At 70.9% G+C, this 14,076-nt stretch carries 13 protein-coding genes; 6 read left to right on the forward strand and 7 right to left on the reverse strand.

Features of this window, described 5'->3' with window-relative positions; genetic code table 11:
* Window positions 1–77: 77 nt before the first annotated feature.
* The 3 genes from A4X17_RS01510 to A4X17_RS01520 form a co-directional block, all read right to left on the reverse strand.
* Window positions 78–479, reverse strand: coding sequence for a YbjQ family protein (locus A4X17_RS01510; RefSeq protein ID WP_064293905.1), 402 nt, complete (start codon window positions 477–479; stop codon window positions 78–80).
* Window positions 476–1,762: an amidohydrolase gene (locus tag A4X17_RS01515; protein ID WP_082915845.1), complete on the reverse strand. Its 1,287-nt coding sequence runs from the start codon at window positions 1,760–1,762 to the stop codon at window positions 476–478. Before A4X17_RS01515 ends, A4X17_RS01510 begins: the two co-directional genes overlap by 4 nt.
* 79 nt (window positions 1,763–1,841) lie before the next feature.
* On the reverse strand, window positions 1,842–2,909 hold the full coding sequence (locus A4X17_RS01520) for a LacI family DNA-binding transcriptional regulator (RefSeq protein WP_064293906.1): 1,068 nt from the start codon (window positions 2,907–2,909) through the stop codon (window positions 1,842–1,844).
* 114 nt (window positions 2,910–3,023) lie between these two features.
* Here A4X17_RS01520 and A4X17_RS01525 point away from each other — a divergent pair, with 114 nt between their 5' ends.
* Both A4X17_RS01525 and nucS read left to right on the forward strand, forming a co-directional pair.
* Window positions 3,024–4,268: an MFS transporter gene (locus A4X17_RS01525; protein WP_064293907.1), complete on the forward strand. Its 1,245-nt coding sequence runs from the start codon at window positions 3,024–3,026 to the stop codon at window positions 4,266–4,268.
* 95 nt (window positions 4,269–4,363) lie between these two features.
* Entirely contained in the window at window positions 4,364–5,059 is a 696-nt protein-coding gene (gene nucS / locus A4X17_RS01530) for an endonuclease NucS (protein WP_064294112.1), read from the forward strand.
* 199 nt (window positions 5,060–5,258) lie between these two features.
* On the opposite strand, the gene A4X17_RS01535 is transcribed toward nucS, so the two are convergent.
* From A4X17_RS01535 to A4X17_RS01550, 4 genes are read right to left on the reverse strand one after another with little or no spacing between them, the layout of a single operon-like run.
* Window positions 5,259–6,728: a GntP family permease gene (locus tag A4X17_RS01535; protein ID WP_064293908.1), complete on the reverse strand. Its 1,470-nt coding sequence runs from the start codon at window positions 6,726–6,728 to the stop codon at window positions 5,259–5,261.
* Between the two features lie 39 nt (window positions 6,729–6,767).
* On the reverse strand, window positions 6,768–8,405 hold the full coding sequence (locus A4X17_RS01540) for an amidohydrolase family protein (protein WP_231884263.1): 1,638 nt from the start codon (window positions 8,403–8,405) through the stop codon (window positions 6,768–6,770).
* Window positions 8,402–9,061 carry a bifunctional 4-hydroxy-2-oxoglutarate aldolase/2-dehydro-3-deoxy-phosphogluconate aldolase gene (locus tag A4X17_RS01545; RefSeq protein ID WP_064293910.1) on the reverse strand — a complete coding sequence of 220 codons (660 nt, stop codon included), beginning with the start codon at window positions 9,059–9,061 and terminating at the stop codon, window positions 8,402–8,404. The genes A4X17_RS01540 and A4X17_RS01545 overlap by 4 nt, the downstream gene beginning before the upstream one ends.
* A 23-nt stretch (window positions 9,062–9,084) precedes the next feature.
* On the reverse strand, window positions 9,085–10,389 hold the full coding sequence (locus A4X17_RS01550; protein ID WP_064293911.1) for an amino acid deaminase: 1,305 nt from the start codon (window positions 10,387–10,389) through the stop codon (window positions 9,085–9,087).
* A 158-nt stretch (window positions 10,390–10,547) separates the two neighbouring features.
* On the opposite strand from A4X17_RS01550, the gene A4X17_RS01555 reads away from it, so the two are divergent.
* The 4 genes from A4X17_RS01555 to A4X17_RS01570 all read left to right on the forward strand — a co-directional run bounded on the left by A4X17_RS01555 (window position 10,548) and on the right by A4X17_RS01570 (window position 13,981).
* Window positions 10,548–11,597, forward strand: coding sequence for a sugar kinase (locus A4X17_RS01555; RefSeq protein ID WP_064293912.1), 1,050 nt, complete (start codon window positions 10,548–10,550; stop codon window positions 11,595–11,597).
* The gene (locus tag A4X17_RS01560; RefSeq protein ID WP_064293913.1) at window positions 11,594–12,367 is read left to right on the forward strand and encodes an IclR family transcriptional regulator; all 774 of its coding nucleotides are present in this window, start codon (window positions 11,594–11,596) and stop codon (window positions 12,365–12,367) included. Before A4X17_RS01555 ends, A4X17_RS01560 begins: the two co-directional genes overlap by 4 nt.
* Before the next feature lie 79 nt (window positions 12,368–12,446).
* Window positions 12,447–12,851, forward strand: coding sequence for a RidA family protein (locus A4X17_RS01565; RefSeq protein ID WP_064293914.1), 405 nt, complete (start codon window positions 12,447–12,449; stop codon window positions 12,849–12,851).
* Window positions 12,852–13,090: 239 nt separating this feature from the next.
* The gene (locus tag A4X17_RS01570) at window positions 13,091–13,981 is read left to right on the forward strand and encodes an EamA family transporter (RefSeq protein ID WP_064293915.1); all 891 of its coding nucleotides are present in this window, start codon (window positions 13,091–13,093) and stop codon (window positions 13,979–13,981) included.
* Window positions 13,982–14,076 lie beyond the last annotated feature (95 nt).

Below are 14,076 nucleotides of genomic sequence, written 5' to 3' on the forward strand. Positions count from 1 at the left end.
CCGAGCTGAGCCGCGCACTGACGGCGACCTCGGCGCCCACTGCGGATCACTCCCGCCGTTCGCGACCGATCGTCGGACTAGACCTGACCCCGGGGCTTCGGGGCGTCGGGCTGCGCCGCTGCGTAGGCGGACTGGCCGGTCGCTCCGGGCTCGCCCGCGGGGATCGGGACGAGATACGCCGCGGTGCCGTACGCCGTCAGCTGCGTCCACGCCCCGCCGATGTCGGTGGTCTCGAGACGCATGGCGAGGACCGCGTTGGCGCCGCGCTGTTCGGCGTCCGCGACCAAGCGCCGCATGACCTCCTGACGGGACTCGAACAGCAGCGCGGTCATCCCCGGGACTTCTCCGCCGCCGAGCGCGGAGAAGCCGATCGACATGGAGGAGCCCCAGTCGCGAGCGCGCACCGTGAGGCCGATGACCTCGCCGAGGACTGCGTCGATGCGGTGACCGGCGACCGAGTCGGTCGTGACGACGATCATGCGTCGGCCACCGCTCCGGTGAGCCGCGACAGGGCGGCGAGCGAGAGGGCGGCGATGCCGGTGTCGAGCGTCGGGTGGATGAGCGGGGCGAACTTCGAGGAGTGGTTGCCCGGGAGGTCTTGCTCCATGCGCCCCGACGCGTAGGCTGCGGCGAAGGCCTGCGGGTCGGCGCCGCCGAGGATCCAGTAGACGATTGGCGCGTCTGCGGCCGTCGCCAGCATGCCGACGTCCTCGCTGCCCGTGACGAGACCGGGGTCGACGACGCGGTTGGCACCGAACGCGTCGGCGAACACCGCCGTCACCGTACCGGTCGCCGAGGGATCGTTCACGAGCACCGGGAAGGCCTCGGTGTGTTCGATCACCGGTTCCCGCTCGGCGCCCGAGGCGGCGGCCTCAGCCCGGATGATGCGCTCCATGGAGCCGACGACGCGGTCGCGCACGTGCGGCTCGTAGCTGCGGATGTTCACGCCGATCTGTGCCGTGTCGGGGATGATGTTGTTCTTCGTGCCGGCGTGCATCGTGCCGACGGTGAGCACGGCGGTGTCGGTCCCGGCGACCTCGCGGGACACGATGCTCTGGAGCCTGACGACCGCCGACGCCGCCATGACGATCGGGTCGATCGTCGACTGCGGGCGGGATCCATGCCCGCCGCGGCCGTGGAAGGTGACGCGGTAGGCGTCGGTCGCGGCGAACGACGGCCCGGCGTGCGTGCCGACGACACCGGCCGGCAGCGGACCGACGTGCTGGCCGAACACGATGTCGGGCTTCGGGACGCGTGCGTAGAGGTCGTCGTCGACCATCGCCTGCGCACCGCCACCGGCCTCCTCGGCCGGCTGGAACAGGACGACGAGCGTCCCGGACCAGGTGTCGCGCCGTGCGGCGAGCAGTTCGGCGGCGCCCAGCAGGCAGGTGACGTGGACGTCGTGGCCGCAGGCGTGCATGACCGGGACGTCGTTACCCTCCGGGTCGACCCCGCGTGCGACGCTCGCGTAATCGAGGCCCGTCTCCTCCAGGACGGGCAGGCCGTCCATGTCGGCCCGCAGCAGGACCGTCGGCCCCTCGCCGTTCTCCAGGACGCCGACGACGCCGGTGCCGCCGATCCCCGTCGCGACCCCGTACCCGAGGCCGGTGATGCGATCCGCGACGAGGGCGGCGGTCCGGTGCTCCGCGAAGGAGAGCTCCGGATTGGCGTGGAGATCCTTGTAGACCGGGGCGAGAGACGCGGCGAGCGCCGCCGCCTCCTGCTGGACGAGTGCTGCGGTGGCGATGGGCTGGTCGGTCATGGGTCTCCTTCGAGCGTCGCCTCCACCCTACGGGGCGGGTCCGCCGCACGGCAGGATCTGTCGAAACCCCGGCGAGACCTCAGCGCTGTGGAGCGGGGACCCGTGCCGTCGTCGCGCCGCGGTGGAACCGGACGCTGAACTGCTCACACTCCGGATCGCGGCCGTCGAGCATGGCGATGATCGCGCGGCCCGCGGCCGAACCCTTCTCGCGGGAGGGCTGCCACACCGTCGTGAGGTCGTAGTCGAGCCCCTCGACCCGGATGCCGTCGAACCCGACCACGCTGAGCTCTGCGGGGACGGCGATGCCGAGCTCCTCGGCTGCGCGGATGACGCCGGCGGCCAGGAGGTCGCTCTGCGCGGCGATCGCCGTCGGGCGTTCATCCGCCGGGACGTCGAGGATCGAGTGTCCGGCGACCCGGCCCTCTTCGAGCGATGACCCCGTGGTGACGAACCCCTGCGCGTCGGGGAAGACGTCGCGGAGGCCCTGCAGGCGCTCGATCGCGGGGACCGTCGTGGCGGATCGCTCCCACTCGGGCGTGAGCGGGCCGCGGCGTTCGGTCGGATCGAGGTTGAGGGTGACGACGGCGACGCGCTCGTGGCCGAGGTCGGCGAGGTGCTGGGCCTCCGCACGCACGCCGCCGCGGTTGTCGACGGCGATGTCGGGCACGCCGAGGGCTGCGAGGCCCTCGATCGACACGATCGGCATCCCCCGTCGACTGAGGATCGCGACCGAGCTGTCGAGGTTCGGGCTGCAGCCGATGAGGACGACGCCGTCCATGGGTGCGTTGCTCAACTGCAGCGTGCCCTCCTGCGCGTCGTTCAGCAGGAGGAGTCCCGCGCCGACCGCACCGAGCTCGTCGGCGAGTCCGTCGAGGGTCTGGACCATCACGGGGTCGCGGAAGGAGTGCCCGATCCGGCCGGCGACGACGGCTCCCACGATGCCGCTGCGTCCCTGACGGAGGGAGCGGGCCCGGGGGTCGGGTCCGGCGTAGTCGAGGTCGGCGGCAGCCTGCAGCACGCGCTGCTTGGTCGCTTCGGACACGGGTCCGGCGCCGCTGAACGCGAGCGAGGCGGTCGATGGTGACACCCCCGCGCGCTCGGCGACATCGGCGAGCGTCGGTCGCGAGGGGCGTGTTTCCTGGTCCACGGTCTGCTAGCTTAGTCGACGGAATCGAATCGATTCGATCGACTCCCGATCCACGGGCTTCACCACCCGTTCCACACGGCGCCCAGGCGCATCAGCACCGAACCCGAGGACAACGTGTCAGAGCCGACCAACCCGCACACCGCCCCCGTCGCCCTGCGACCACGCCGCGAACTGCTCGCCTGGCGGAACGCGATCTTCGTGGTCTTCGCCCTCAGCGGCCTCAGCATCGCGACGTGGGTGGCCCGCATCCCCGCCATCCGCGACAACCTCGGACTCACCACCGGCACCGTCGGGCTGCTCATCCTCGGGATGTCGATCGGATCGGTCGTCGGCCTCGTCGCCTCCCAGCACCTGCTCGCGCGACTCGGACCGCGGCGAGGCATGCAGCTGGTGCTCGGGCTCGTCGCGACCGGACTCCTCCTCATCGGCGTCGGCGCGAGCCTCGTACCGCTCGCTGGGATCGTGCTGGTCGGGCTCATCGTCTTCGGCTTCGGAAACGGAGCCCTCGACGTGATGATGAACGTCGAGGGAGCCGCAGCCGAACAGGAACTCGGCAAGACGGTGATGCCGCTGATGCACGCGTGCTTCAGCTTCGGCACGGTCGCCGGAGCGGGGCTCGGCGCTCTGGCCTCGGCGATCGGCCTCGAGGTGTTCTGGCACGCGCTCATCATGGCGGTCGCCATCACCGTCGCGACGGTCGTCGCCGTGCGCTTCGTCCCGGTCCAGCAGGACGTGGCCGCCGAAGCCGACGACGCACCGAAGACGCCGTGGCAGGAGCGTCTCCGCGAGAGCCTCTCGGTCTGGGCGGACGGCCGGCTCATCCTCATCGGCGTCATCATCCTCGGTATGGCTTTCGCCGAGGGCAGTGCCAACGACTGGCTCGCATTGGCCGTCGTCGACGGCCACGGGCAGAGCAACACGACCGGCGCGCTCGTCTACGGGGTCTTCGTCACCGCGATGACCGTCGGTCGCATCGTCGGCGGGCCCCTCATCGACCGCTTCGGACGGGTGCCGGTGCTCCGGGTGTCGGCTGGAGCCGCGATCGCCGGGCTCGTCCTGTTCATCCTCACGCCGGTGACCGGACTGATGATCCTCGGCACCGTGCTCTGGGGACTCGGCGCCTCGCTCGGGTTCCCGGTGGGCATGTCAGCCGCGGCCGACGACTCCAAGCGCGCTGCGGCACGGGTGAGTGCCGTCGCGATGATCGGCTACTGCGCGTTCCTCGTCGGTCCGCCGCTCATCGGCATCCTCGGCGACGCCATCGGCCTGCTGAACGCCCTGTTCGTCGTGCTCGTACTCATCGTGTTCGCCGGCCTTGCCTCTCCGGCCGCCCGCGAGCGCAGCCGCCGCAAGCGCTGAGCCCCGTTCGTTCGCCCATGTTCGGGCGATTCGGGGTTCCGTCGCCCGAACATGGGCGAATGGACGTGCTGCGGTGTCGCGGTAGGCTCGTCGTCGTGCGTTTGGTGATTGCGGAGTGCTCGGTCGACTATGCCGGACGGTTGTCGGCTCACTTGCCGCTCGCCAAGCGGCTGCTCATGGTGAAGAACGACGGCAGCCTGCTCGTCCACTCCGACGGCGGATCCTACAAGCCGCTCAACTGGATGAGCCCGCCCTGCGTGCTCACGACGGTCGAGCCCGACGAGACGCAGGCCGCGGCCGGGATCACCGAGCTGTGGAAGGTCACGCACAAGAAGACCGGCGACGCCCTCATCGTGTCGATCCACGAGGTCCACCACGACAGCGCGCACGAACTCGGCGTCGACCCGGGCCTCCAGAAGGACGGCGTCGAAGCACACCTGCAGAAGCTCCTCGCCGAGCAGATCGAGCTCCTCGGTGACGGCTACCGACTCATCCGCCGCGAGTACATGACCGCGATCGGCCCGGTCGACATCCTCGCCACCGACGCGACCGGGGCGTCCGTCGCGGTCGAGCTGAAGCGCCGCGGCGACATCGACGGCGTCGAGCAGCTCACCCGCTACCTCGAACTCATGAACCGCGACCCGCTCCTCGCTCCCGTGCAGGGCGTGTTCGCCGCACAGGAGATCAAGCCGCAGGCGCGCACCCTCGCCCAGGACCGCGGCATCCGCTGCGTCGTCCTCGACTACGACGCGATGCGCGGCCTCGACGACAGCGACTCCCGCCTCTTCTGACGTCGACTGAGTCCCTTTCTCAGGAGTCCTCCGGCGCGCCGACTTCACCAGGCACCGACACGCCCGGACACTCCTGAGAAAGGCACCACCTACCGCTCAGTGACCTTTCTCAGGAGTCCTCCGGCGCGCCGGCTTCACCAAGCACCGACACGCCCGGACACTCCTGAGAAAGGCACTGGACCGACGGTCACGACTCGGGCTAGACGAACAGCCAGATGAGGGCGACCATCCCGAAGCCGACGATCGAAAGGATCGTCTCGAGCACGGTCCAGGTCGTGAGCGTCTGCTTCACCGACATGTTGAAGTACTTCGCGATGATCCAGAACCCACCGTCGTTGACGTGCGAGAGCGTGATCGAACCCGCGGCGATCGCGATGCCGATGAGCGCCAGCTGCGGCTGCGAGTAGTCACCCGCGAGCACGACCGGCTGCAGGATCCCCGCCGTGATCACGATGGCCGCGGTCGCCGAGCCCTGCGCGATGCGGAGGCCGGAACTGATGAGGTACGCGGACACGATGATCGGCAGGCCGAGCGAACCGAGCACCTCGGCCAACGCCGCGCCCACCCCCGTCGCCGAGATGACGGCGCCGAAGAACGCACCCGCACCGACGACGAGCAGGATCATGCCGATCGGTCGGAGCGACTGGCCGGAGAGCTCACCCAGTTCGGCGAGCGTCATGCCGCGCCGCACCCCGAGCACGTAGTACGCGAGGCAGACGGCGATCGTGAGCGCGACCGCCGGGTTGCCGATGAGCGTCAACGCTTCGAGGACGGGTCCGTTCGGCAGGGCGAGGGCACCGAAGGTGGCGGCGAGGATCAGCAGGATCGGCGTGATGATGATGAGACCGACGCTCCAGAGCGAGACGTCCTTGCGCTCGGGGGCGTCGTCCTCGGGCTCCAGGACGTACTCCTCGGGAACCGAGACCATGACGCGCTTCCCGATCCAGAGCGGCCAGGCGATGCCCGACGCGATGAAGGCTGGGATGCCGCAGAGGAAGCCCATGAGGATGAGCCAGCCGAGCCCGACCTCGAAGGTGCCGGCGAGCGCCGTCGGGCCCGGGTGCGGCGGGAGGAACGCGTGCGTCATCGAGAGGCCGGCGAGCATCGGGAGCGCGTAGAGCACGAGCGACTTCCCGCCGCGACGCGCGGTGATGTAGACGAGGGGCGCGAGGACGAAGATGCCGACGTCGAAGAACACGGGGATACCGAAGATGAGACCGGTGAGCCCCATCGCGATCGGAGCACCGCGTTCCCCGAAGCGACCGAGCAGCTTCCGGATGAGGACGTCGGCACCACCGGAGCGCTCCAGGATCGCGCCGAGCACGGTGCCGAGACCGATGATGATCGTGATGTGCCCGAGGATCCCGCCGAAGCCGGTCTCGAGGAGCGACGCCCCCGGCTTGATCTGCTCGTCGTCGAAGGGGTCCGGCACGGCCACGCCGACGATCTGGTAGATGCTCGTCCCGGTCGCGAGAGCCAGGCCGATGCCGACGATGAAGAGCGAGATGAACGGTTCGAGCTTCACCCGGATGATGAGGAACAGCAGCACCGCGATGGCGACGGCACACAGGATGAGCAGGCCGGGCGTGGTCTGCTGCAACCAGCCGATGGGGTCGCTCGGTGCTGGAGCGGCGGCCGCGACGCTGCGCGCGAGGGCGTTGATGGGCATGGGAGACCTTCTGGATCGGTGGGGAGGCGGGGGAAGCGGTCAGGCCGGGCGGCGGATCGAGCGGCCGGGGACGGCGTCGGTGCGTCGACCGTCGGCGATGACGGCGGCACCGTTCACGAACACCCACGGGATGCCGACGGCCTGCTGCCGGGGCTCGGCGAACGTCGCGCGGTCGGCGATGGTCGTGGGGTCGAACAGGACGAGGTCGGCCACGGCTCCGACGCGGAGCACGCCGCGGTCGCTGAGGCCGAGGCGCGCAGCCGGCCGCGAGGTGAGGTGGGCGACGGCGTCTTCCAGCCCGAGCACCCCCTCCTCGCGGACGTAGTGGCCGAGGTAGCGCGGGAAGGTGCCCCAGGCGCGCGGGTGTGGCTTCGCGCCGATCAGGATCCCGTCGCTCCCGCCCGTGTGGGCCGGGTGCACCATCATCGTGCGCACGTTGGCCTCGTCGCCGACGTGCTGGAGGATGCCGGTCGCGAGCCGGTCGGTTTCGAGCAGCGCGAAGAACAGGGCCGTCGGGTCGCCCGACCATGCGTGTCCCGCATCCTCGGCGGCGATGTCGGCGACGGTCCGTCCGACGAAGCCGGCGAGCTCGGGGTTCGCGACGCCGGAGATCTCGATCGTGGCCCAGTCGGTGACGACACCGTGACAGCCGTCGGTGCCGAGCACCTCGAGCTCGTATCGGATCCGCGCCCGGACGTCGTAGTCGCCCAGACGCTCGATCGTCGCGTCCGGCCCCCCGACCGCCGCCCAGCTCGGCAGCAACGCCGACAGGGTCGTCGAACCCGGCAGGTACGGATAGGTGTCGAGCGTGATGTCGACGCCGTCCGCGATGGCGGCGTCGATGAGGGCCACGAGTTCGGCGGCCCGGCCGGCGTTGACGCCGAAGTTCATCGTCGCGTGCGTGAGGTGCAGCGCGCAGCCGGAACGACGACTGATGTCGATCATCTCCGCGTACGCCTCGAGTGCGCCCTTGCCGTACGAGCGCTGATGCGGTGCGTAGAAGCCGCCGTGCTCCGCGACGGTGCGGCACAGCGCGACGAGTTCCTCGGTGTCGGCGAACATGCCGGGCACGTAGGTGAGGCCGGAGGACATCCCGACCGCGCCCTCCCGCATGCCGGCGGCGACGAGCTCCTGCATCCGAGCGATCTCGTCGGCGGTCGCAGCCCGGTTCTCGGTGCCGACCACGAGCATCCGGACGGAGCCCTGCGGCACCAGGTAGGCGACGTTCAGCGCGGTCCCGCGGTCGACCCGGTCGAGGTACTCGCCGACGGTCCGCCACGCGAAGTCGACGTCGTCGGGTTGCCCGTTCCAGCCGGCGATCTGCTGCCGGACGATCGACATCGTGCGGTCGTCCGTCGGGGCGTAGGAGAGCCCGTCCTGTCCGAGGACCTCCGTGGTGACGCCCTGCGAGACCTTGGCGAGGTGCTCGTGGTCGCGGAGGACCGCGAGGTCGGAGTGTGCGTGCATGTCGATGAAGCCGGGCGATGCGACGAGACCGACGGCGTCGATGATCAGGGCGTCAGCGGGTGCGTCGGCTTCCGCAGACGCCCCGATCGAAGCGATGCGGCCCCCGTCGATGAGGAGCGACCCGTGCACGCTCGGTCCGCCGGTGCCGTCGACGATGCGAGCGCCGCGGATGACCACCGCGCGCGCTCCGTCCGTCGGTCGCGACGTCACGGCAGGAGGGCCGCCGCGGTGAAGGCGGTCGCACGCTCGGTGACGCCGGCCCAATCGGCCGCGGCGACGTCGGCCGCACCGACCACACTCGAACCCGCGGTCACGGCGGCTGCGCCGGCCTGGATGTACTCGCGGGCGTTGCCGGCGTGCAGTCCGCCCGACGGCACGAGCCGGAGACCCGGGAACGGACCCTTGAGGTCTTTGAGGAAGCCGGACCCCATGGCGGCGGCCGGGAAGATCTTCACCGCGTGGGAACCGAGGGACGCGGCGCGCATGACCTCGCTCGGCGTCATCGCACCGAGCAGGAACGGGATGCCGGCGGCGGTGGCGACCTCGGCCACCTCCTCGCTCAGACCGGGCGTGACCAGGAACTGCGCACCGCTGTCGATGGCGCGCTGCGCGGTGTCGCGGTCCACGACCGTCCCCGCGCCGATCACGGCCCCGTGGTCACCGATCGCGTCGGCCGCGGCACGGATCAGGGCTTCGACGCCCGGCGTGGTGAAGGTGAACTCCACACTGCGGATCCCGCCCGCGGCGAGCGCCCGGCAGAGTTCGACCGGGTCGGGGATGACGGGCACGCGGACGACGGCGATGGCGCGGTCGGCGTACAGGGCGTCGAGGGGGTGCGGCGTGGTGGGAGGGGTCTCGAGCGTCATGCGGGGCTCCTGTTCGGTTCGGCTCAGCCGAAGGTGGTGGTGACGGCGTCGACGGCGCTCGGTTCGGCGAGACGGACGTCGTCGATGACCACGAGCGCACGCCACTTGTCGAAGGTGGTGCACGGGTGGGAGAGGCCCAGGCGGATGACGTCGCCGACCTCGACGTCGCTGCCGGGCGGCAGGGAGACGAAGGTGTGCTGGTCGTTCATGGCCGTGGTCGTCGCGCCCGGGAGTGGTTCGACGGTGGCGGATCCGGCGCGGCGGACGCCCTGCACCTCGGGGAGCCCTTCGTCGAAGGGGAAGTCGCGCTTCCCGCCGTCGACGAGCGCGAGGCCGGGCTCGGGGCGGGAGACGATCGTCGCCCAGCCGTGGATCGCGGAGCGGAAGTCGCCGGTGCCCTCGTGGCGGCCCAGCGGGGTGATCCCCCGGTAGAAGCCGTCGTCGTGGGTGACATACGCGCCGGAGCGCAGCAGCACGTCGACGGCGCGTCCGCGAGCACCGTCGAGGTCGCGCAGTTCCGCGAGGACCTCGGCGACCACGTCGAAGTAGGCACTGCCCCCGGCGGTCACGATGAGGGTCTCGACGCGATCGTCGTAGCGGCCGGCGGCGAGGAGCCCGGTGTGCAGCTCGGCGAGCGAGGTCAGGTAATCACGCACGATCTGCAGCGAGCCGTCGTCGCCGTGGTGCGCGAGGGCCCCCTCGTAGCCGCTGACGCCGGCGAGCGCGAGCTCGGGCGAGGCGACGACGGCCTCGGCGATCTCGAGCGCGGTGGCGTGGTCCCGGGCTCCGGTGCGGCCACCCGGCGCACCGAGTTCCACGAGCACGTGGAGCGGGCGACGCGGTGGCTGCTCGGCGAGCACGCGCGACATGATCTGCACGGCGCGGACGGAGTCGGCCCACACGACGATCTCGGCGTCGCCGCTGGCGAGGGCCCGCCCGACGGCGCGCAGGTGTTCGGGCTGTACGAGGGCGTTGGCCAGCATGATGTGGGGAATCGACCAGTCGAGCGCGACGGAGAGCTGCCACGGGGTCGCGACGGTGATGCCCCAGGCACCCGCGTCGAGCTGACGCTGCCACAGGGCCCGGTTCATCGTGGTCTTGCCGTGCGGCGCGAGGCCCACCCCGGCGCGGTCGCACCACTGTCGCATGGTCTCGACGTTGTCGGTGACCGCCGAGCGGTCGAGCGTGACGAGCGGCGTCGTGAAGTCGGCTAGCGCCGGTCGACCGGCGAGGAACGTGGCGGCGTCGGTCCCGACGGACGCCGGTGGGAAGCCCTTGAGGCTGCCGTCGAGCACGCCCAGTGCACCGGCATCGAAGTCGTCCGTCATGGTCTCCTCGTTTCGCGATCGAGCGCTGCGCCCACCGACACCGTGAGCGTCGAGCGTTGCGCATCTTGCAACGCACATTGCACTCAGCGCTACGTCTGTTCTAGCATTGCATCCACAGGCCGTCAACCGGACCCGGCCGAGACGCGAGGGGAACCGTGATGACGACATCACCGTCCACCGTGAGCACGATCGGCGAAGCGATGGTCGTCCTCCTGCCCGAGGGGCAGCTCCCGGTCGCCGAAGCCCGCGAATACCGGACGGGCGTCGGCGGTGCCGAGTTCAACGTCGCCTCCAGCCTCGCGCGCCTGGGCATCCCGACCCACTGGATCTCACGCCTCGGCGACGACGGGTTCGGCGACTACATCCTCGAGACGGCCCGGCTCGACGGCGTCCTCACCGACGCCGTCGAGCGTGACGACCACCGGCCCACCGGCCTCTACGTCAAGGAGACGGTCGTGAGCGCCGACGGCGACCGTCGGCCGCGGATGCACTACTACCGCAGCGAGTCCGCCGCGTCGCAGCTCAGCGCCGACACCCTTGGGCACGAAGCGACCCGGGCGGCCATCACCGCCTCGGCCATCGTGCACACCTCCGGCATCACCCCGGCGCTGTCCGACTCGACCGCGCTGCTCGTAGGCGAGCTGGGCGACGCGCTCCCCCGAGACACCGTCCTGAGCGTCGACCTCAACTTCCGGCCGCGACTCTGGGAGCGTCGCTCGACCGCCCCGCTGCATCGCCTGCTCGACCAGGCGTCCGTCCTGTTCCTGGGCGTCGACGAAGCGGAGTTGTTCTTCGGCCACACGGACGCCACCCGCCTCTTCGCCGAGCTGCCGACCCTGCGGCGCATCGTGCTCAAGGACGAGGAGAACGCCGCGACCACCCTCCACCGCGGGTCCGAGGCGGGCGTCGACGTGCGGTCGTTGTCGGTCGACGTCGTCGAGACCGTCGGTGCGGGCGACGCGTTCGCCGCCGGCTACCTCGCCGGGCTGGCCTCGGGTCGCTCCGACACCGCCTGCACGCGGCTCGGCCACGCGGTAGCGGCGTCGACGCTCGTCTGCCACGGCGACCGCCCCGAGCTCGTGCCGGACGCCCAGGGTGTCAGCACCATCGTCGAGGCGACCGATGAGGAATGGGCGTCGTGGCGCATCACCGCAGAGCGCCCACTGCCGTGGACCACCGTCGGCGCACACGGGATGATCGACGCATGAGCCAGTCCCTGTCCCGCGCGCTCGACCTCCTCCGCGAGATCGTCTCGGGCACCAACTCCCTCGACGCGCTCGCGGCGACGGCCGGTGTGCACAAGACCACGGTGCTGCGCCTGCTCAACACGCTCGAGGAGCACGGCTTCGTCACGCGCGACGCGTCGTTCCGGTACCACCTCGGGCGCGCGATGTTCGAGCTGACCCAGACCGCGCTCGACGAGCAGGACGTCCGCGGCGTCGCCGCTCCGCACATCCGGGCGCTGGGGGCGGCCACGGGCCAGACGGTGCACCTCGCCGCCTACGAGGGCGGCTCCGTCTTCTACATCGACAAGGTCGAGTCGCGTCAGCCCCTCCGCATGTATTCGCGCGTCGGCCTGCCGGCCTCCCTGTACGCGACCGGCGTCGCGAAGGTCCTCCTCGGCGGACTCGACGAGGCGGAGCGTCGACGCGTCGTCACGGGCATCGTGTTCGAGCGGTACACCGACAAGACCATCGCCGACGCCGACGCCCTGCTCGCCGAGATCGAGCGTTCGACCGAACGCGGATGGGCCGAGGACCACGAGGAGCACGAGAGCTTCATGAACTGCGTGGCCGCTCCGGTCTTCGGGCCCGACGGCCGGGTCACCGCGGCGGTGTCGATCTCCGTCCCCACCATGGTGCTCCCCCACAGCGGCGTCCGCGCCCTCCTGCCGCAGCTCCTTGCCACCACAACCGCGATCTCCACCGAACTCGGCTACGCGCCACCGGCGCCCGCGGAGGCACCCGTAACCTCCTGACCTCCCACCCGTCCCGTCCCTGATCACCTACCCCGGTCCCTGAGCTTGTCGAAGGGCCACCAACCGAAGGACACACCCCATGACCGAACGCACCGCCATCTCCACCACCGACGCCCCGGCTCCCGCGCACACCTTCTCCCAGGGCGTCCGCAAGGGCAACTTCGTCCAGGTCTCCGGCCAGGGCCCCGTCGACCCCGCGACGAACGAGTACCTGTTCCCGGGCGACGTCGCCGCGCAGACCACCCGCACCCTGCAGAACGTCGAGGCCATCCTCGCGGCCGGCGGCGCGACCTTCGACGACGTCATGATGCTGCGCGTCTACCTCACCAAGCGCGAGGACTTCGCGATCATGAACGACGCCTACGGCGAGTTCGTCGGCTCGCGCGTCAAGGGTGGCGTCCTGCCCTCCCGCACCACGGTCTTCACGGGCCTCCCCCGCGAGGAGATGCTCGTCGAGATCGACGCCATCGCGATCGTCGACTGACGCACGTCCATTCGCCCGAGTTCGGGCGAATGAGCGTTCGTTCGCCCATCTTCGGACGAACGAGCACGTCTCGCCGGAGGCTGGTAGCGTGGTGCGCGATAGCGCCTAGGGTTCCGGAGCGACAGCTCGACTGGTCCGAGCGGCGCCACGGTCGGCGGCCAGCCGACGACCGTCATCTGACAGGACAAAAGCCCGGAGGACCCTGATCGTCGCGCCCGCGAGGATCGGAAGGGTCCCACGTGTCTCTGCTCGCCGTCACCATCGTCCTCGCTGCCGCGGTCTGCCACGCGGCGTGGAACATCGTCGCCCACGGCGTCAGCCGGATCGGCATGCCCTTCCTCTGGTGGGGGGCCGTGTCGAGCACCGTGTTGTGGGCGATCGTCGTCCCCTTCACCGGCGGGCTCGGTACGGACGACCTCACCGGCTTCGCCATCGGCGTCGTGGTCTCAGCCGTGCTGCACTACGTCTACATGCTCGTGTTGCAGCGCGGCTACGCCGGCGGACGCCTCTCCACCGTCTACGCCACGGCGCGCGGCACCGGCCCGACGATCAGCGTGATCATCGCCGTCCTCCTGCTCGGTGAACGCCCGTCACTGCTCGCCTTCCTCGGTGTCGCGGCGATCGTCGTCGGCGTCGTCGCGATCGGGTTCGTCGACCGTGGGAGCGACCCGTCACCGGTCGCCGTGGACGTACGCGCCACGCGACGACGCATCGACCCTGCAGTCGCCTTCGGACTCCTCACCGGGGTCGCGATCGCGGCCTACACGATCTGGGACGCGCACGCCGTCCGCACGTGGGGCGCCTCGCCCGTCGCGTACATGGTCGGCTGCACCGCGGTCGAGGTCGCGCTGTTCTCCGGTTCGCTCGGTCGCCGGGCGCGCGAGCTTCCGGCGGTCCTGCGCGCCCACTGGCCACGCATCCTCGCCTTCGGGGTGCTCTCGCCGATGTCGTACATCCTCGTGCTCGTCGCCATCACCATGGCACCGGTCGCCCTCGTCGCGCCGATGCGCGAGGTGAGCGTCATCCTCGTCAGCCTGTTCGGTGCACTCGTACTCCGCGAGGGCCGACCCGTGCGCCGGATCGCCGCGGCGACCGTCGTCGTGATCGGCGTCGCCCTCCTCGCGGGCTGACCCGGCTCCGAGGCCTTCGCGAGCGCGCCCCTGCGACGTGAGCGCGGGCCTCCGGAGGGGCGCACTCACGCCACAGGGGCGCGGTCGGGTCAGCG

It is taken from the genome of Plantibacter sp. H53, from assembly GCF_001650455.1.
Classification (GTDB): Bacteria; Actinomycetota; Actinomycetes; order Actinomycetales; family Microbacteriaceae; genus Plantibacter; species Plantibacter flavus_A.

Coding starts and splice junctions, on each gene's coding strand:
- A4X17_RS01510 (WP_064293905.1), bottom strand. CDS start 479: ATGATCGTCGTCACGACCGACTCGGTCGCCGGTCACCGCATCGACGCA.
- A4X17_RS01515 (WP_082915845.1), bottom strand. CDS start 1,762: ATGACCGACCAGCCCATCGCCACCGCAGCACTCGTCCAGCAGGAGGCG.
- A4X17_RS01535 (WP_064293908.1), bottom strand. CDS start 6,728: ATGCCCATCAACGCCCTCGCGCGCAGCGTCGCGGCCGCCGCTCCAGCA.
- A4X17_RS01545 (WP_064293910.1), bottom strand. CDS start 9,061: ATGACGCTCGAGACCCCTCCCACCACGCCGCACCCCCTCGACGCCCTG.
- A4X17_RS01550 (WP_064293911.1), bottom strand. CDS start 10,389: ATGACGGACGACTTCGATGCCGGTGCACTGGGCGTGCTCGACGGCAGC.
- A4X17_RS01555 (WP_064293912.1), top strand. CDS start 10,548: ATGACGACATCACCGTCCACCGTGAGCACGATCGGCGAAGCGATGGTC.
- A4X17_RS01560 (WP_064293913.1), top strand. CDS start 11,594: ATGAGCCAGTCCCTGTCCCGCGCGCTCGACCTCCTCCGCGAGATCGTC.
- A4X17_RS01565 (WP_064293914.1), top strand. CDS start 12,447: ATGACCGAACGCACCGCCATCTCCACCACCGACGCCCCGGCTCCCGCG.